Origin of the sequence: Massilia sp. Bi118 (genome assembly GCF_918697865.1) — a bacterium.
Classification (GTDB): domain Bacteria; phylum Pseudomonadota; class Gammaproteobacteria; order Burkholderiales; family Burkholderiaceae_D; genus Telluria.
In genome coordinates, this window is the sequence record NZ_CAKKMV010000003.1 from 263696 (window position 1) to 282423 (window position 18728).

Genomic DNA, 18728 nt, shown 5'->3' on the forward strand with positions numbered 1-18728 from the left:
GTTCCCGCGAAGGCGGGAACCCAAGTTCTCTTCGAGCAGTCGAGACGCCAGCAAACTTGGGTCCCCGCCTTCGCGGGGACGACGAGGGGCTAGCGGGAACGACGGTTTCCTATCCGCGCGACGGCCGTGCCAGCGAAGCCCTTAAACTCACACTCACCGGAAAAGTCCGCGTCAGCGGCCGCTCGAAGCCATAGCAAAGATTGAGCAGCGCCGCGACCCCGCTGCGGGTCATCTCCCTCCACGGGATGTGGACGGAGCTCAGGCGCGGCGCCGAGTAGGCGGCGCTGGGCACGTCGTCGTAGCCGATCACGGACACGTCCTGCGGCACGCGGATGCCGGCTTCGTGGAAGCAGGCCAGCGCGCCCATCGCCATCTCGTCGTTGGCGCAGAACACCGCGGTGAAGGACCGTCCTGAAGCCAGCAGCGCCTGCGCCGCCGACCAGCCGCCATCCGAAGAAAAGTCGCGCTCCGCCGTCCACAGGCTGGAAGGGTCGATACCTCCCTCTTCCAGTTCGTGCATGAAGCCGGCGATGCGGTCGATATTGTCGGCCACGCCCGCAGGCCCGGCGATCACGGCGATCTCGCGGTGCGCATGGTCCAGCAGCGCGCGCGCCGCTAGCCGGCCGCCCAGGCGGTGGTCGACCGTGAAGCATTGTTCGGGGATGCTGTCGAAGCTGTGATTGAGCAGGACCAGCTTGCCGCGCCTGGGGCCGAGGGCTTCCAGGTCTTCTTCCAGCAGGGGGCTGGTGAGCACGATTACGCCGTCGCAGCCGCGTTCGAACAGGAAGCCGACGCCGTCGATCGCCTGCTGGCGCGCGCCTTCGCGTTCGACACCGAAGGCGACCATCATGTGCAGGCCGGCGCTGCGCAGTTCGGCGTCGACGATCTGCAGCATCGCCGTGTAGAAGGTGCCCGACATCAGCGGGATGTAGACCCCGATCATGCGGCTCGTGCCGTACAGTAGCGAGCGCGCCGCGTGCGAGGGACGGTATCCCAGCGTGGCGATGGCCTTGCGCACGCGCTCCAGCTTCGCCGGCGACACCGAGCCCTTGCCGCGCACCACGCGCGACGCGGTGCCCAGGCCGACGCCGGCCATGCGCGCTACGTCCTTGATTGTCGACACTGAGTTTCCCCTCCCGGGCCCAAGCATACTGCAAGCCGGGCCCGGACGCAGCAGCTTTTCAGCCGGCGCTTTAACGCACCGCGGTCTGGATCGCGTGGGCCGGGATGTCGACCGCGACTTCCTTGCCGTCGACGATCAGACGGTAATGCTGCGGCTGCGCGGTCTTGTTCATCACCACCACCGCCAGGCTGCCATCCAGGTTGCGGAAGGCGGTCGCATCCAGCGTGCTGCGGCTGGTGGCGGCGCTCACGCGGCGCGCTTTCGGCCGGATGTAGCGGGTGAAGTGGCCCATGTAGGCGTAGCTCGGGGTATAAATCAGCTGGCCGTCGTCGCTTGCATGCAGCAGCGCGAAGCAGTAGTTGCCGACGTGGTTGGGACCACCGCGGCTGTCGAGCAGCATGTTCCAGTCGACCCAGCCGCTCGAGCCGGCATTCAGGTCGGCCAGGATCTCGCTGCCGTAACGCTCGCCGTTGGCCCAGGACTGCATCTGCGTCGGGTCGAAGTGCTCGATCGACGACTCCGTCAGCAGGAACGGCACGTCCGGCCAGGCCTCGTGCACGGCGGCCAGGTTGCGGTGCATGGGCTCACCTTTGGCCCAGGTCTCGTACCAGTGATAGCCGACGCCCCAGATGTAGGGGCGCGCCTTCTTGTCCGCCAGGATGTGGGCGGCGCGCTGCGGCAGCAGGTCCCGGTTGTGGTCCCATACGATCACCTTCTTGTCCTGCAGGCCGGCCGCGCTCAGGGCCGGGCCGAGGTGATCGCCGAGGAAGCGGGTCTCGTCCTCGGCGGTGTAGATCATCGATTCCCACTTCTGCCTGGCCATCGGCTCGTTCTGGATCGACAGGCCCCACAGCGGGATGCCGGCCTTTTCATAGGCCTTGACGAACTTGACGATGTACTGGGCCCAGGTGTCGCGGAACTCCGGCAGCAGGGTGCCGCCGCCGACCATGCTGCCGTTTGACTTCATCCAGGCGGGCGCGCTCCAGGGCGAGGCGAACACCCGCATCTGCGTGCCGTAGCTGCCGCCTGCCGCCAGGGCCTGGCGCATCAGCGGCACGCGGTACTTCATGTCGTGGTCGATACTGAAAGAGGCCAGCGCGCGGTCGCCATCCTTCACATAGGTGTAGCTGCCGCTGCTGAAGTCCGAGCTGTGGATGGTGGCGCGCAGGATGCTGTAACCCAGGCCCTGCTTCGGGTCGAAGTAGGCGGCCAGGAAGGCCTTCTGCTGGGCCGGCGTCAGCTTGGCATAGGTCTCGGCGGTGGCGTCGGTGACGGCGCCGCCGAAGCCGAACACTTCCTGGAAGCTGCGCCGGGTATCCACGAACACCGCAATCTCGGTCTCCATCGGCTGCGTGGCCGGGCGCGCCGCGCCCAGGGTCTGCGGCACGAAGCGCTCACCCGCGCCCTGGGCCGTGGTGTAGACCTGCCACTGGCTGTTGGCGGCCAGCGCCGTGCCGCCCGCGGCCGTCATCAGGGCGGCGCACAGCAGCCGCATTGCAAATCGTTTAGTCGTCAATCTGGTCTCCCGGTGGTTCACAGCTTGTAGTTCAGGCCGAGCAGGATCTGGCGGCCGTAGGTAGTGTAACGCTCCGGTGCGTAGGCGCCACTGCTGAACGGGCTGCCCTGCATGGTCTGGTAGGGTTGGTTGTGCAGGTTGTTCGCCTGCAGCAGCAGACCCAGGTTCTTGAAGCGGCCTTCCTGGAACTCGTAGCCGATCTGGACGTCGATCTGGCGCTCGGCGCGGATCTCGCTGAAGGCGCGCTGGGCGAACAGGCCGGTGACCTCGCCGCGGTAGGCGGAGCGGTAGCGTTCCGAGATACGCGCCGAGAAGCCGTTCTTCTCATAGAAGGCGGTCAGGTTCGCCACCACGCCGGACAGGCCGGGCAGCTTTTCCTTGGTCCCCGGACCATTTGGGTGGATCGAGCTGTCGGTGCCAGAGGCGCTGGCCTGCAGGCCGAAGCCGTCCAGGCGGTTCCACAGCATGTTCAGCTGCATCGACGCGGTCAGCTCGATGCCGCGCACGAAGCCGCCCTGCCCGTTGGCCGGCTGGTTGATGGTGCCGATGCTCTGGATCGGGATCACCGTGCTGCTGTTCGGATAGCCGCTGTAGTCGAACTCCTGCTGGCGGTTGTAGATGTAATTCTTCAGGTCCTTGAAGAAGTACGCGGCCGACACGTAGCTGCCCTTGCTGATGTAGTGTTCCAGCGAGAGGTCGTAGGAGTTGGCGCGCCACGGCTCCAGCCTGGTATTGCCGCCGCTGCCGTTCCACATGCGGGTGGTGGCATCCACGCCGGCCGCGATTCCGGCGCGCATGTCCGACATGCGCGGACGCGCCACGGTCTTGGCGGCGCCAAAGCGAAGGTAGGTGTCGTGCACGTAGTTGCCGAGGTCGAAGTTCAGGTTCAGGCTGGGCAGCACGTCGTGGTAGGAGGCGCCGCCGTGCAGGTCGGTGATGACGCCGCCGTTATTGGTCTTGCCGTCCGCGTCCTGATTGACATGCACGTACTGCACGCCGGCGTTGCCGCGCACCGGTACCGTACCGAGCTCGGTATCGATGCCGAAGCGGACGAAGCCCACCGTCTGCTTCTCGCGCACCGACCAGTCCTGCTGGGCGACGTCGGTATCGAGCGGCATCTTGTCGTAAAGGGTATTCAGCGCGCTCAGGGAATCGAAGCTCAGCACGCCCGGAATCCCGGCCCAGGCCAGCGAGGTGGTCGGCTGGATCAGGTTGGCCGGCACGCTCGTGAGGGCGCGGTCGTTCTTCAGGGCGAAGCGCTGGGACACGTCCTCGTGCGACTTCTCGCGCCTGGTGTAGCTCAGTCCAGCCTGGAAATCACGAAGGAAGCCGTCCATCTCGCGCTTGACGTTCAGCTTCACGTTGCCGAGCGTGTCCTCGACGATCGGGTGGTGCTGGGTGGCGTCGTGGCCCCAGCCGCCGACGTCGGCCAGCTTGATGATGTTCGGATTGGCGAAATCCATGCTTGGGGTGAACTGCGGCAGGCCGGCGCCAACCGGGATCTGGAAACCGAAATTGTTATCGGCCGCGCCCGATCCGGCCTTGCCCAGGCCTGCATAGGTTTCGGAAGTCATCTCCTTGCGCTTGGCCGAGGAATACGACAGATCGCTGTCGGCCGACCAGCGGTCGGCCAGTTTGACCGCATTGTTCCAGCCCGCCGCGAACAGCTTGTCCTTGCGGGTGTTGTAGTCGTTGCGGACGATCGGCTCCATGTTGACCAGGGCGCCGCCGGTCAGCAGGCGGGTGCCGCCGATGGACTGGATCTGCGGATTCAGGTAGCTCACGGAATCGGCCGAGTTCCACATCATGCCGCGCATGATTTCCTTCTGGTCGAACTGCGAGTAGTACAGGTCGAGGACCGAGCGCACATCGCGGTTCGGCTTGTAGTCGATGACCGCCATCAGGCCGTCGCGCACCTGCTTGCGAGAGGTAGCCGTGACTTCGGCACCCTTCAGCGCAGTCACGTCCTCGTTCCCCGGCGGGAGCTTGTTGTTGTTACCCCACCACCAGGACTTGTATTCCTTCTGCTGGCCCGGCGAATCCAGGTGGGCATAGCCGACCGCGATGCCCAGGGTGTTGTTCATGAACTGGTCGATGTAGGAGATCGACGCGCGGCCGCCATTGTCCGACCAGCCGTTATTCAGTTTGCCGTTGCCGTTATGCTCGCCGCGCAGGTTGACGGCGATGGTGCGGCCGCGGCGGTCCAGCGGACGCACGGCGCGCAGGTCGATGGTGCCGGACAGGCCGGCCGCCGTCATCGAGGCGTCGGGCGTCTTGTACACGGTCACGCCGCCCAGCAGCTCGGACGGGTACTGGTCGAATTCGGCGCTGCGGTCGTTGCTGGTGGACGTCTGCTCGCGGCCGTTCAGCAGGGTCACGCCGAAGTCCGGCGCCAGGCCGCGCAGCGAGATCACCTGGGCGCGGCCGGCAACGCGCTGGGCGGTCAGGCCCGGCAGGCGCGCGATCGATTCGGCGATCGACACGTCCGGCAGCTTGCCGATGTCTTCCGCGGTGATAGCCTCGACGATGTTGTCGGCATCCTTCTTGATGGCGATCGAGCTCTCGATACTGCCGCGAATGCCGGTGACGACCACCTGCGAGGGCGCGCCGTCCTGGGTGCTGTCCTGGGCCATCGCGGCGCCGCCCCACAGCAGCGCGGCGCAAGCAGCGGCGATCGGGGTGACGGACAGCGGGTGGACGCGGCGGGGGCTTGGGTGAGCCATGTTTCTGTCTCCTGAATGTTTTTATGGTCCGGTTGTGGAAACGTTGCCAAATCGTGAGCTTAAAAATGGAAACGTTGCCAATTCAAGGGGCATCCGTTTCCGCTCATCGGTTCGACTCGGTAGTCAGCCTTCATCGCAGCTGGCTTCCCGTCCAGTCCCCTGACGCCCGGGATTGGAAACGTTGCCAAATGCTGTGTTGTCATTATCAGCTTGCTCGAATTTCAATGTCAATAGCGAAGGTGCGTGTGCGCAACAGCTCACGCACCTTCCGCGATTTATTTCCAGACCAGCGTGGCGACGCTGGCCCCCGGCAGCGTGTAGCGGAAGGATGCCTTGCCCACCTTGACCGCGACCGTGCGCGCCGCGGCCTCGCCGTTCGCCAGCAGCAGCACGACGCCGCCGTCCGGATTGCGGAAAGCGACGTTGGCCACGCCTTCAGACGCTTCGCTCGAGGCGATGCGGCGCGCGCCCGGCAGCACGAAGCGGCTGGCATGGGCCAGCGCGTAATACTCGACGTTGCGGGTGACGGCGCCGGTCCTGGAATCGATGGTGACGACGCCGCGGCAGTCCTTGCAGCCGCCCAGGTGCGGACCGTCGTTCTCGTCCAGCGCCAGGTTCCAGAACAGCACGCCGCGCGCCCAGCCGCGGGTGGTGTCGATCACCAGGGTTTTGGTGAAGTACTGCAGGTTCCTGGACCAGTCCGGCGACCAGCGCCCGCCCGAGCACTCGGTAAACCAGGTGTCCTTGGCCGGGTATTTGTCGTGCAGCCTGGTTTGCACGTCCGACTTGCCGGCGTAGCAGTGCCAGGCAACGCCGCTCACGTACTTTGCCGCTTGCGGGTCGGCCAGCACGGTGGCCGGCGAATCCGGCTCGTCCCAGTTGTGGTCCCAGTCGAAGATCGCGGTGCCGGGATTCGCGCGCGCCAGCAGCGGGCCGAGATGGCCGCCGATGAAAGCGGCGCGCTTGGCCGGGTCGACGCGCATGCCGGGATAGTCGCCGGGCTCGAAGTGCGGCTCGTTCTGCAGCGTCAGCGCGGAGATGGCGACGCCCTCGGCCTTCATCGCATCGACGTAGCGGTTCAGGTAGCGCGCGAAGGCATCGTAGGCTTCGGGCTTCAGCGTGCCTTTGACCAGGCTGTCGCTGCTCTTCATCCAGCCCGGCGCGCTCCAGGGCGAGGCCATCACCTTCAGCTGTGGATTGACCTTGAGCGCCGCCTTCACGGCAGGCAGCACGGTGTCGCGCTGGGCGTCGATCGAGAAGTGCTGCAGCTGCGGATCGCTCTGGCCGGGCGGCATGTCGTCGAAGCTGTAGTGGGTGCGCGAAAAGTCGGAGGCGCCGATGGTCAGGCGGGTGAAGGACAGGCCGATGCCCGTCGTCTTCCCCTGCCCCCGGCCGAACAGCTCACGCATCAGGGCCTCGCGCTGTGGGCCCGTCATCTTCTGCTGGATCAGCCAGGCCGAGGCGTCGGTGATGGCCGCGCCGAAGCCGGCGATCTGCTGGTAACTGGTGCCGGGGTCGACCTCGATCACCGGCGTGCCAGCGGCCATCTTGACCATCGCGCTGCTGAAGCTGGCGTCGGCTTCGCGGGAGAGCAGTTTGGCCTGGTCGCCGGTGGTGAGCCAGGCCTGGACCGTGGGGCCCTCTCCTTTGACAGGTGCGGCGGCGGCCGGCAAGGCGCTGAATGCGGCGGCCAGCAGGATGGGGAATGCACTGCGCAGCCGCAGCCGGGTGGCGAGAGCCATGGTGTTCATCTCCTGTATGGGACGGCAGATTGGAAACGTTGCCAAATTTATGCCGAGAACTATAGCAGAGGTGTTGGCGAAGTCAACGCGTGCGTGCGGAAAGCGAAAAAAGATCGGCCCACGCAGTGGTGGGCCGATCATGATGTCCTGGAGGCGAGGACAGGAATCGAACCTGTCTACGCGGCTTTGCAAGCCGCTGCATAACCTCTTTGCTACCTCGCCGAAGAGAATGGTACGCGCGTGGCTTGAGCCGTCCATGCGGTGGCGCAAACGGAAAGCGGCGGCATGGCATACTCCTGCCATGAGCACCGAGAAAAAACTGCAATTCGACGAATTGATGCAACTGGCGACAACATCGGCGGCGGTCACCCGCGACTGCGACTGCGCCATCGACGCCTGCCGCGAATGGACGCGCATTCCAGCCGGCTTCCCCGAGCAGCAGATGCAGACGCTTGGCACCCTGGTCGAGGATCCCTACATCGAAGCGACCTACGAGGAATACCATCCGGCCGGGACGAATTACTGGTCGGCCGAGGCGCCGATCGCCTGGCGGCATTATCCCTACAACCGCTGCAGCGTCCTCCAGTGCGAGGTCTGCGGGCGTTGCTGCCTGAAGTATGTCGAGGCCGGCGGCTACTATGTCGAACCGCGCATGCGGGCACTCGATCCGCGGCTGCTGGTGAACTTGCCGGCTGACGCCTGAACGCCAGGCCGCCTGAATCGCTTCGGTTCCGGATACCCCATTTTTAGCAGCACCCGCCGCACCGTGCGCTCGCCATGGTGCGCCTTTCTCGATGCCGTCCACCCTGTCCCGGCATTGCACGCGCAAGTCCCCACCCCCTCCACCGTCTCGTAGCACCGAATCGCTTTCACGAATTGTTGACTAGCGAAAAAAATTCCTATACCTTTTAGTTAAACGTTTTCCTACATTTTAAAAAGTTCATGTAAATATCGGGTAAGAGAACGGTTTCTCTTGGAGCGGGAGTTTCGGAAGAATGGCATTGCGGCTTGTTAAACGATTTCATAAATCTGTCGAAACACGGCGTCGCGCAGCGAAATGGCTGATGGCGGCAGCGTTGCTGGGGAGCTGTCTGGCAGCAGCCGCGCGGCCCGGCACGGACCCGGCCGCCCCCGTCGCTGCGCAACTCGATCGCGCACGCATCCTGCGCGCCGCCCAGGCCGACCTCGGCCAGGCGGCGCACACCATCACGGCCTTTCCGGCGCCGCGCAGCAGCGGCGGTCCGCACGACTTTTATTCCGAAGGCGACTACTGGTGGCCTGATCCCGCCCACCCCGGCGGACCCTACATCCAGCGCGACGGCCTGAGCAACCCGGACAACTTCGTCGCACACCGCCAGGCCCTGCTGCGCTTCGCGGTGCAGGTGCCGGAACTGGTGGCCGCCTGGAAGATCACCGGCGACAAGCGCTATGCCGGCCATGCGGTCGCCCACCTGCGCGCCTGGTTCGTCGATCCGGCCACCCGGCTCAACCCGAACCTGGAATACGCACAGGCCGTCTTCGGCCGCAGCAAAGGCCGCGGCATCGGCATCATCGACACCGTGCACCTGGTCGAGGTGGCGCGCGCCATCGAGGTGCTGGAGGCCGGCCATGCGCTGCCGCCTGCCGAGGGCGACCGCATCAAGGCATGGTTCACCGCCTACCTGGACTGGCTGGTCCACAGCCGCAATGGCCAGCAGGAGCGCGACGCCAAAAACAACCACGGCAGCTGCTGGCTGCTGCAGGTGGCTGCCTTCGCCCGCCTCATCGGCGACGAGGCGCTGCTCGCCTATGCGCGCGAGCGCTACAAGAAGGTGCTGCTGCCCACGCAGCTGGCGGCGGACGGCAGCCTGCCGCTGGAGCTGAAGCGCACCAAGCCGTATGGCTATGCGCTGTTCGACCTCGAAGCACTCGCGGCGCTGTGCGAAGTCCTGTCCACCCCGGGCGACGATCTGTGGACCTACACGACGCCGGACGGCCGCGGCATCGGCATCGGCAAGGCCATGGCCTGGATGGTGCCCTACATCCGCGACAAGTCGCAATGGCCGCTGCCGCCGGACCTCATGTTCGACCGGGAGTGGCCGATGCGCCAGGCCAGCCTGCTGTTCGCGGGCCGCGCGCTGCACCGCCCCGACTACCTGGACCTATGGCGCACCCTGCCCGCGGATTCTTCGGTGGACGAAGTGGTGCGCAACTTCTTCATCCGCCAGCCGGTGCTGTGGGAGTAAGCCGCACCGGCAGCCGGCAACGCATACAACGACATCTACAACAACGAGGAGACAAGCTTTGGACAAGCACGACAAACGACACGCAGCGCAGCTGCTGAAGACATTACCGGCCGCGGTGGCCCTGGCGCTGGCCGGCATGGACGCCGGCGCGCAGGCATCGCAGCCCGATCCGACGATGCAGAAAGTGGAAGTCACCGGCTCGAGCATCAAGCGCTCGGTGGCGGACCAGGCCCTGCCTGTTACGGTGGTCAAGGCCGAGGACTGGCTGGCGCAAGGCATGCTGACCATCGAAGACATCCTGATGTCGATGTCGACCGCATCGGACTACACGCTGAACACCACCTCGGGCAACGGCAACAGCGCCAACATGCGCGGCATCGGCGGCTCGCGCACCCTGGTCCTGCTGGATGGGAAGCGCGTCTCGGACAACTCGATCGACCCGAACAACATCCCGGTCAGCGCGCTCGACCGCACCGAGGTGCTGCGCGACGGCGCGTCCTCGATCTACGGCAGCGACGCGATCGGCGGCGTGATCAACTTCGTCACCAAAAAGGCCTACAAGGGCGCATCCATCACCGCCAAGGGCACCACGCCGCAACGGGCGGGCGGCGGCCAGTCCACGGGCTTCAACTTCATCTTCGGCAAGGGCGACCTGGCCGCCGACGGCTGGAACATCTACGTCACGGGCGACCTGAATCACCAGAACGAACTGGCGCAGTCGGCGCGCCCGAACATCACCTCGGACGAGAACCGGATCAGCGCCGGCTTCGCGCCGCCCAAGCTGACCAAGGGCACCAATGCCGTGCCGGCCAACGTCACCCTGGTCAACGGCTCGACCAAGAACGCCGGCAACCCGTACTACGCGACCGGCTGCGTGGAACCGTACACCACCCCGGGCACCAGCAATACCTGTTCGGCCACCTACAGCGCCAACAGCCTCACGCTGACCAAGGAGCACCAGCAGGCGTCCTTCTTCACCAAGGGCAGCCTGATGCTGAACCCGGACCACAAGCTGTCCGCCACCCTGCTGTATTCGAATATCTACAACCGTCCCGTCAAGAACCCGACCTTCGGCATCAATGCCTCGATCGCGGGCTTCCCGGCGCTGACCATCACCCCGGCCAGCAAGTACTACCCGGGCCGGGGCATCACCCCGGCCATGCCCGGCATCACCAACCAGACCCTGACCCTGGCCTGGTCGCTGATCGGCGACCTCGGCCCGACCGTCCTGGACTACAACACCCGCACCGCGCGTGCGACCATCGAGGACGAGGGCCGCATCGGCGCCTGGGACTACCGCGCCGGCCTGTGGAGCGCGCTGTACACATCCCGTGTGACCTTCCGTTCGGGCTTCGTCAACAGCTACGGCCTGCTGGCCGGCGTCGCCGACGGCTCGCTCAACCCCTTCGGCCTGCAGGACGAGAACGGCCTCGCCTACCTGGACGGCCTCTCGACCAATGGCCAGACCGCCGATGCAGGCGTGACCCGCCTGAACGGCATCGACCTGACCGCCAACCGTGAGCTCATGCCCCTGGCGGGCGGCGCGATGTCGCTGGCCGTGGGCGCCAGCGCCTGGCACGATTTCACCTACCATTCGATTCCGGAAACCGTGGCGCTGTCCGGTGGCCAGACCGGCAACACCGCCGCCGTCAACCAGCATGCCTCGCGCAACGTGACGGCCGCCTACATCGAACTCGACATGCCCTTCACGAAGGCGCTCGACGTCGACTTCGCGGTACGCACCGACCACTACAGCGATTTCGGCTCGACCACGAATCCGAAAGTCAGCTTCCGCTACAAGCCGGGCAATACCTGGATGCTGCGCGGCGCGGCCGGCACCGGCTTCCGCGCGCCGACCCTGAGCCAGCGCTACTTCGGCGCCGTCGACGGCCGCACCGGCATCACGAGCCTGAGCTACAACGACCCGCTGCTGTGCCCGGGCGGCCGTCCCGGCGGCAATACCAACGGCACCGCGCTACCCGGGTATGACCCGGCCGTCGTCTGCGCCGCGCGCCAGCCGATCAACACGGGCGCCAATCCGAACGTCGGCCCGGAACGCTCGACCACCTTCAACTTCGGCCTCGTGCTCACGCCGACCCGCTCGCTGCTGGTCTCGCTCGACTACTTCAACGTCAAGCTGCGCGACATGATCGGCCAGATCGCCCAGCCGACCTTCTTCACCGACCCGACCTACGCTGACCTGTTCATCCGCGACGCCAACAAGAACCTGCTGTACATCGACGACCGCCAGACCAACCTGGGCGGGCTGCGCACGGACGGCATCGACATTACCACCACCTACACCTTCCCGAAAACGCGCTGGGGCACCTTCGGCGCCCAGCTGGACGGCACCTACATCCACCGCTTCGAAACCCAGGTGGACCGTGACGGCGAGTGGATCTCGAGCGTCAACAAGTTCGGCCCGCTGGACGCCAACGTGCAGAACTTCCGCTGGAAGTACGGCGCGTCGATCAAGTGGAAGAGCCCGGGCGGTGCCTGGACCTCGACCCTGAACGAGCAGTACAAGCAGAGCTTCGAAGACCGGAACAGCGGCACGCAGTTCTACCACGTGATCGATCCGTACACGGTCTTCAACTGGTCGCTGACCTATTCCGGCCAGCGCCACTGGAAGCTCATGGCAGGCGTGAACAACGTGTTCGACCGCGATCCGCCGGCCGCCAACTACCGCAACGAAGGCTATGCCAGCGGTGAAGGCAGCCCGCTCGGCCGTACCTTCGTGGCGCGCGCGACCTACACCTTCTGAAGCCTGCCCGAGGAGACTTCATGATAGCTTCGACCCTGCGTGCGGCCGTGCTGGCCGCCTGCCTGGGCGTTTGCCTGAGCGTGGGCCTGGCCGGCCCCGCGCAGGCCGCCGCGCCCTCGCAGTTCTACACTTACGATCCGGCGGCGCTGGCCCTGGCCAAGCAGCGCGTCGCCGCGCGCGATCCGCTTTACCTGCCGTCCTACGACAGCCTGCTGAAACAGGCCGACGCCGCGCTCACGCATCCCCGCTACAGCGTGGTCGACAAGAGCCTGGCGCCGGCCAGCGGCGACAAGCACGACTTCTTCAGCTTCGGTCCCTACTGGTGGCCCGATCCCTCGAAGAAGGATGGCCTGCCCTACATCCGCAAGGACGGCCAGCACAATCCCGCTTCCTCGACCGACGCCACGGATGCCTCCCGCATCGGCAAGTTTTCGCGCGACGTCACGGTGCTGGCGCTGGCCTGGTATTTCACCGGCGAGCAGAAATACGCCGACAAGGCCGGCGAACTGGCGCGGGCCTGGTTCCTGGCGCCGGCAACGCGCATGAATCCGAACCTCGACTACGGCCAGGCGATTCCCGGCCGGGTGAACGGCCGCGGCATCGGCATCATCACCAGCCGCAACCTGATCGACGTGATGGACAGCCTGGCCCTGATCCAGCCGGCGCGCGCGCTGACGGATGCGGAGAACGCGGATGTACGCGCCTGGTACCGCGCCTACCTGGACTGGCTGCTGGGCAGCCGTAACGGCTTCGAGGAGAGCAATGCGCACAACAACCACGGCACCTGGTACGGGGCCCAGGTGGTGGCGTATGCCCTGTACACGAATCAGCCGGCAGTCGCCAGGCGCGAACTCGACATCGCCAGGATCCGCCGCATCCCCGGCCAGATCGACCGCGAGGGCAAGCTGGTCGCGGAGCTGGAGCGCACCCGCCCGTCTGGCTACGTCAACTTCGCGCTCGAGGCCTTCGGCAATCTGGGCCGCTATGGTGAACTGATGGGAGTGAACCTCTGGCAGCAGAACGAGGATGCGCACACCATCAGGCAGGGGTACCGCTTCGTCGCGCGCCATGTGAACGGCGAGAAGTGGCCCTATCCGGAAATCGACGCCAAGGAAGGCTCGCCGGACGGCGTCAACCGGCATGCGATGCAGAACATGCTGGCGGCGGCGCGCGCCTACCGCGACGATCCGGTCTTCCGCGAAAAGGCGCGCTGGCTGCTGCAGCAGTATCCCGGGCAGCTGAGCGCCCTGGTCCTGCCCCTGCGCGAGTGAAGGCCAGCGGCGGGCCGCCGCCGGCTCACATGAAGGGCCAGGCGAGGATGCGCTTCAGGTGCAGCACAGGGCGCGCCACCAGATAAGCGCCCGCAAGGCCGAAGGGCAGCAGGCAAAGCGGCGAGCCCATGACCGCCAGCCAGACGCCGCCGACGGCGGCGAAGGCCACCAGCAGCATCAGCAGGAGTTCGATGCTGAGGAAAAAGCCCGAGGCGGCGCGCCAGGTGTGCCGCACCAGGGCGCCGGCCTCTTTGACGGTCTTGATGTCGTGACCCATGATTTCTTCGATCGGTAAATACGCGTGTTAGCTTTAAATTCATGAGCTTGCATGCTTGGTCCAGGCGCGCTGTGGGGTGCGGGCCGCGGCGTTATAATCGTGATCACAGCTGCGATCCGATCCCATGCACTACGCCCTCGCCCCGCGCACCTTCCTGTTCAGTCACTATTTCTACACCGGCCTGCGGATCGCCACCGGCATCGTCGGCCTTGCCTACCTCACCTACTTCATCGCCGGCCTGCCCAGCGCCATGGCGGTAGCGATCGGCGCGCTGTGCACCAGCCTGATGGACTTGCCCAGCCCCTTGCGCCACAAGTTCAACGAGATGCTGGCCGGCGTGCTGTTTTGCTCGCTGGTCGCGCTGGTGGTGGGCCTGTGTTCGCCGGTGCCCTGGCTGCTGCGCAGCGTGATCGTGCTGGTCAGCTTCCTGGCCAGCATGATGGTGGTGTACGGCAGGAAGGCGATGCCGCTGCAGTTCGTGGCCCTGTTCGTGATGATGCTGTCGAGCGAAGAGGCGGCGACGCCGCTGCAGGCCCTGCACCAGGGCGCGCTGTTCTTCCTGGGCGGCGCCGGCTACATGGCGTATGCGATGATGGTCGTGTGGATCCTGCAGCGCCGCCTGAAGCAGCAGGTGCTGGCCGAAGCACTCTATGAACTCGCGGCCTATACCAGCACCAAGGCCGGCTGCTACGACATCGCGCAGCCGCTGTCCGCGCAGATGGAAAAGCTGGTGCGCCAGCAAAGCACGCTGGCCGAACGCCAGCAGGCCTCGCGCGACCTGATCCTGCGCGGCAGGCCGGCGAAGGACGAGGAGGTGCTGGTGCAGGTGCACTACGCCATGTTCGACCTGTATGAACTGGTGCTGGCCACCCACACCGATTACATCCTGCTGCGCCAGCATTTCGCCGGCAGCAGCGTGCTGCCGCTGCTGGGCGACTTGATCGGCAAGGCGGCGCGCGATATCGAATCGGTGGCGTATGCGATGACGCGCGGCCGGGCTTCGCAGCGGACCGTCGACTACGAAGACGAGCTGCGCGCGCTCGCCGGCGCCCTGCGCGCCCTGCCCCCCGGCGAAGGCGAAGCGGCCGAGGCCCAGGCCGTGCTGCGCGCCACCTCCAACAAGATCCGCGAGACGATCGCGATGATCGCCCGCCTGCACGCCGCCGGCCAGGCGCCGCAGGGCGCGCTGCCGATGGTGGCCGGCGCCGACCTGACGCCCTTCCTCACCCAGCAGCGCTACAGCCTCGGCATCCTGCTGGCCAACCTGCGCTGGACCTCGCCGACCTTCCGCTACGCGCTGCGGGTGGCGATGGCGATCTCGGTGGGCCTGGTCTCGAGCGAATGGCTGCCCTGGCAGACGCACGGCTACTGGATCGCCCTGACCATCGCCGTGGTCCTCAAGCCCAGCTTCAGCATCACCCGCCAGCGCCGCGCCGACCGCCTGGTCGGCACCCTGATCGGCTGCCTGCTGACCGCCGTGATCCTGCGTTTCGTGCACGCGCCGGCGATCCTGTTCGGCTTCCTGTTCGTCGCCACCGCCGCCGGACCGACCTTCCTCTACGTGAAGTACCGCTACACCGCGATCGCCGCCAGCATGCAGGCGCTGCTGCTGATCGGCCTGACGGTGCCGCACGCCGGCGCCATCGGCGAGCGCCTGCTGGACACGCTGCTCGGCACCCTGATCGCCACCTTCTTCAGCTATGTGCTGCCGAGCTGGGAGTACCAGGACCTGCCGCGCCTGGTGGACGAGGTGCTCGAGGCCAACCGCAAATACGTCGGCGACGGCGCTGCCCTCCTGCTCGGCGACGTCGCCGACGATTTCCATTACCGGGTCAGCCGCAAGCGCTTCATGGACAGCCTCGCGACGCTCAGCGGGGCGCTCGGGCGCATGCTGGACGAACCGGCGGACAAGCGGCGCGCGCCCAGGGAGCTGAACCGCTTCACGGTGCAGAACTACCTGCTGGTCGCGCACATGGCGGCGCTGCGCCTGCTGCTGCAGCGCTATGCGGAGAACATGCCGCGCGCCGAGGTCGAGGCCATGCTGAGGAACGGGCTTGCCGCGGTGCGCACCAGTCTGGGGGCGGCGCCCCAGACAGTGGACGCCATGCTTGATAAAACGGCGCGCCAGGACCCCGCCTGGCCGGGCTGGGGACCGCTGCGGCGGCGCCTGCGGATGCTGCGCCAGGATGCGGCCCAGGTGGCGCTGGCCAGCGCGGCGATCGGCCAGGCGCTGGGCCGGCCCGCCGGCGCGCAGGCCGTGAAGGACGATGCGTCCTTACTCGGGCGCTGAAGAAGCGACGCTGCTCAGCTTTGCGTCCGCGATCACCAGCTGTTCGCTGTCGAAGAATTTCAGGCGCGCCGACAGCACGGCCTGGCGCTGGCCGACCAGCTTCTTGGCCGCTTCCCGGTCCAGCGGAATGGCGGCGCTCAGTTCGCCGAAGCGCACGTTGAACAGCGCGCTGTCGGCATCGTAGGCATCCAGCGTGACCAGCGTGGTATAGGGCGAATTCCAGTTCGCCACGCGCTTCACGTATTCGGCGGTCGACTCCAGCTGATTCTTGACGATCATCTGGCGGTCCTTGACCTCGGGCAGCGCCCACAACTTGACGGTATTGTCCGCGCCCAGGCTGGCCAGGCGCCGGCCATCGTCCGAGAACACCACCTTCTTCACGGTGTCGAGGTGGCCCTTGAGCTGGCCCACCTGTTCCGCGGTGTCGAAGTTCCACAGGGTCAGCAGACCGTCGCTGGTGCTGGTGGCGAACAGCTTGCCCCTGGCGGCGGCAAAGGCGCTGACCTGGCCGCGCAGCCGCGCCACCACCGTCAGGCTGTCGGCATCCATCAGGCGAATCTCGTCGCCGTTGCGTACCAGCAGGCGCCGCGCGTCGGCCGACAGGTCGACCAGCTCCATGCCCGCCAGCTGGTGGGTGCGCTGCAGCGTCTTCAGGTCGTACACGCGCAGGTCCTCGCCGCCGTTCACGAACAGCCGGTGGCGCTCGGCGACGACGCGGAAGGATTTCAGCGGTACGCTGGCCGGCAGCAGGGTCGCGACACGGGCGCCGCTCTTGACGTCCCACAGGCTCAACTCGGGCGCGGCGCCGGGCAGCGTGGCGTCGACCGGCGCGTAGACCAGCAGCTGGCGGCCCTCGTTCAGGAGCTCGACTTCCTTCGCCATCGGACCGCCCTTGCCCAGCTCGAACTTGCCCATCACCTCGCCGTCGCTGGTACGCCAGACGATGGCCTTGTCCTTGGCCGCCACGCTGACGAAGCTCTTGCCGTCCTGGCTGAAGCGCAGCACGGAGGGCGGGTCCCAGTGCGCGCTGAGGCGCTCGATGCGCTTGCCGGTGTCAAGATCGTACAGTTTCATGTTCGAGTCGCGGTCGCCCCAGACGATCAGGCGCTTGCCGTCCGGCGAGAACGCGTACTGCAAATCGCCGCTGACGGAATCCAGCTCCGCAACCTGCTCCTGCGTGTCGCGCCTGAACAGCAGCAGGCCTTTGTCCCGGTGCAGCACCAGCACGCGCCGGCCGTCCGGCGACAGGATCAGGCGCTGGCTGCCCTTCGGCAGCTTGTCCAGCAGGCGGTGCTGCTCCGCGTTGTCGAGGTCGCGCACCACCGCTTCGCCTTCCGCGTTGATACCGGCCAGGCTCTCGCCGTGCGCCGTGGCGATGGGTGCGTTCAGGCGCGGGAGGCCGGGCACGGCCAGGCCGGTGTCCGCGTGCCAGAGGCGCATCTGGCGGTCGGCGTTCGCCAGCAGGAAGTAGGCGCCGTTCGGCGAGAAGGTCGCCATGCGCGTGTCGCCGGCCAGCGGCGCGCTGGCGTTCATCTGGTATTGCTCGATCAGCTTGCGCGAGATAAGCACCGGCATCAGCGCCGAGCGCCCCGCCGTGGCGACAGCCGCCACCGGCGCCGCGCCGCCGCCCTGGCGCGATGCATAGGCCACGGCGGCAGCGGCCATCTCCGCGGCCTGGTCGGGGGTCGGGTTGAAATAGAAGTCGCCGGTCACGGACGACATCTCCCAGGGCAGCTGCTTTCCTTCGGAGCGTTCCTTCACGCCCACGCGCACGCGCTTGAACACTTCTTCCAGCTTGACCCCGGGCTCGTTCATCGCCTGCAGCAGCTGCTCCGTGTACAGGCCGTTGGCGCCGAGGCCGTCCGAGGCCGTCGAACCGGGCGAAGTCGCATAGGCGACCAGGGTGCCGCTGGGCGCCTGGTCCATGCCGGCCAGGCCGCGGCTGCCGGAGCGGAAGCTGCGCGCGAAGGGGTTGTCGCGGCAGGCGTCGAGGATGACGACATTGATCCGGTTCTTGGCCGTGTCCATCTTTTCCAGCACCTCGTTGGCGTTGTAGGCGCGGGTCGAGAGTTCGTCCTCGTTGCGGATGTCGGCGTCGACCGGCACCAGGTAGTTGGCGCCCTTCGACTGCACGCCGTGGCCGGCGTAATAGAACAGGCCGACGCCGCCGTTCGCGAGCTGCACGCCGAAGTCGCGCACCGCCGCCATCATCTCCTCTCGCGAGGCGTTTTCCTTCTTGATGACGCTGAAGCCCAGCTGCTGCAGGCGCACCGCCATCGCGCGCGCATCGTTGACCGGATTGGTCAGCGGCCCGGTCTTGTAGCCGCTATTGCCGATTACCAGTGCCAGGCGCTGCTCCGGCCGGACCGGCGCCAGCGCGGCCGGCGCCGGTGCGTCCGCCTGCGCCTGCCCGTTTGCCGCCTGCGTCCGCGCCGCCGGCTTCGCGCCCGTCTGCGTGATGGCCAGCAGGCGCGCGGCCCGCTCGGCCTCTTCCTTCGCCCGGCGCGCCTGGGCTTCTTCTTTTTCCTTGAGCTCGCGTTCCAGTTGCTCGTTGATGCGGGCCATGTCGGCGCCGCGGAGGGTCTTCAGGTCGGCGGCTGCCTGGCCATGGGACGGGCCGGCTGCGACGACGGAAAACAAGACGATGGCCAGCGCGAGGGCTGGTGCGATGGGGTGTCGGTTCACGGTTGGCAGCGCGATTGGTTAATAATCAGGCAATGCCGTAGATGCTAGCCGAAACGATCTTCGCCTACAAAAAAATGTTGTCAAAATATGAATGGCGCATGGAGTACTGCGT

At 66.6% G+C, this 18728-nt stretch carries 11 protein-coding genes and 1 tRNA gene; 5 read left to right on the top strand and 7 right to left on the bottom strand.

Annotated features, from left to right (window positions below):
- Nucleotides 1-109 precede the first annotated feature (109 nt).
- The 5 genes from LQV39_RS05870 to LQV39_RS05890 form a co-directional block, all read right to left on the bottom strand.
- The gene (locus LQV39_RS05870; protein WP_230021143.1) at nt 110-1123 is read right to left on the bottom strand and encodes a LacI family DNA-binding transcriptional regulator; all 1014 of its coding nucleotides are present in this window, start codon (nt 1121-1123) and stop codon (nt 110-112) included.
- Nucleotides 1124-1193: 70 nt separating this feature from the next.
- Nucleotides 1194-2639 (bottom strand): glycoside hydrolase family 30 beta sandwich domain-containing protein, encoded by a 1446-nt coding sequence (locus tag LQV39_RS05875; RefSeq protein WP_230021146.1) that lies wholly within the window; start codon nt 2637-2639, stop codon nt 1194-1196.
- A gap of 17 nt (nt 2640-2656) precedes the next feature.
- Entirely contained in the window at nt 2657-5362 is a 2706-nt protein-coding gene (locus LQV39_RS05880) for a TonB-dependent receptor (protein ID WP_230021149.1), read from the bottom strand.
- 275 nt (nt 5363-5637) lie between these two features.
- The gene (locus LQV39_RS05885; RefSeq protein WP_230021152.1) at nt 5638-7104 is read right to left on the bottom strand and encodes a glycoside hydrolase family 30 beta sandwich domain-containing protein; all 1467 of its coding nucleotides are present in this window, start codon (nt 7102-7104) and stop codon (nt 5638-5640) included.
- A gap of 148 nt (nt 7105-7252) precedes the next feature.
- Nucleotides 7253-7326: transfer RNA gene (locus LQV39_RS05890), tRNA-Cys, on the bottom strand.
- Nucleotides 7327-7405: 79 nt separating this feature from the next.
- Here LQV39_RS05890 and LQV39_RS05895 point away from each other — a divergent pair.
- The 4 genes from LQV39_RS05895 to LQV39_RS05910 all read left to right on the top strand — a co-directional run bounded on the left by LQV39_RS05895 (nt 7406) and on the right by LQV39_RS05910 (nt 13364).
- The gene (locus LQV39_RS05895) at nt 7406-7807 is read left to right on the top strand and encodes a hypothetical protein (protein ID WP_230021155.1); all 402 of its coding nucleotides are present in this window, start codon (nt 7406-7408) and stop codon (nt 7805-7807) included.
- A gap of 361 nt (nt 7808-8168) precedes the next feature.
- Nucleotides 8169-9329 (top strand): alginate lyase family protein, encoded by a 1161-nt coding sequence (locus tag LQV39_RS05900; RefSeq protein ID WP_230021160.1) that lies wholly within the window; start codon nt 8169-8171, stop codon nt 9327-9329.
- Nucleotides 9330-9387: 58 nt separating this feature from the next.
- The gene (locus LQV39_RS05905; protein ID WP_230021168.1) at nt 9388-12093 is read left to right on the top strand and encodes a TonB-dependent receptor; all 2706 of its coding nucleotides are present in this window, start codon (nt 9388-9390) and stop codon (nt 12091-12093) included.
- A 20-nt stretch (nt 12094-12113) separates the two neighbouring features.
- On the top strand, nt 12114-13364 hold the full coding sequence (locus LQV39_RS05910) for an alginate lyase family protein (RefSeq protein ID WP_230021177.1): 1251 nt from the start codon (nt 12114-12116) through the stop codon (nt 13362-13364).
- A gap of 25 nt (nt 13365-13389) precedes the next feature.
- On the opposite strand, the gene LQV39_RS05915 is transcribed toward LQV39_RS05910, so the two are convergent.
- A complete protein-coding gene (locus tag LQV39_RS05915) occupies nt 13390-13641 on the bottom strand; it encodes a hypothetical protein (RefSeq protein WP_230021178.1) in 252 nt (83 codons plus the stop codon).
- Between the two features lie 124 nt (nt 13642-13765).
- On the opposite strand from LQV39_RS05915, the gene LQV39_RS05920 reads away from it, so the two are divergent.
- Complete coding sequence (locus LQV39_RS05920; RefSeq protein WP_230021180.1) at nt 13766-15931, top strand: FUSC family membrane protein; 2166 nt, start codon at nt 13766-13768, stop codon at nt 15929-15931.
- Here the strand turns inward: LQV39_RS05920 and LQV39_RS05925 are convergent.
- The gene (locus tag LQV39_RS05925) at nt 15917-18616 is read right to left on the bottom strand and encodes a caspase family protein (RefSeq protein WP_230021190.1); all 2700 of its coding nucleotides are present in this window, start codon (nt 18614-18616) and stop codon (nt 15917-15919) included. The two genes, LQV39_RS05920 and LQV39_RS05925, sit on opposite strands and share 15 nt — an antisense overlap.
- Between the last annotated feature and the right edge of the window lie 112 nt (nt 18617-18728).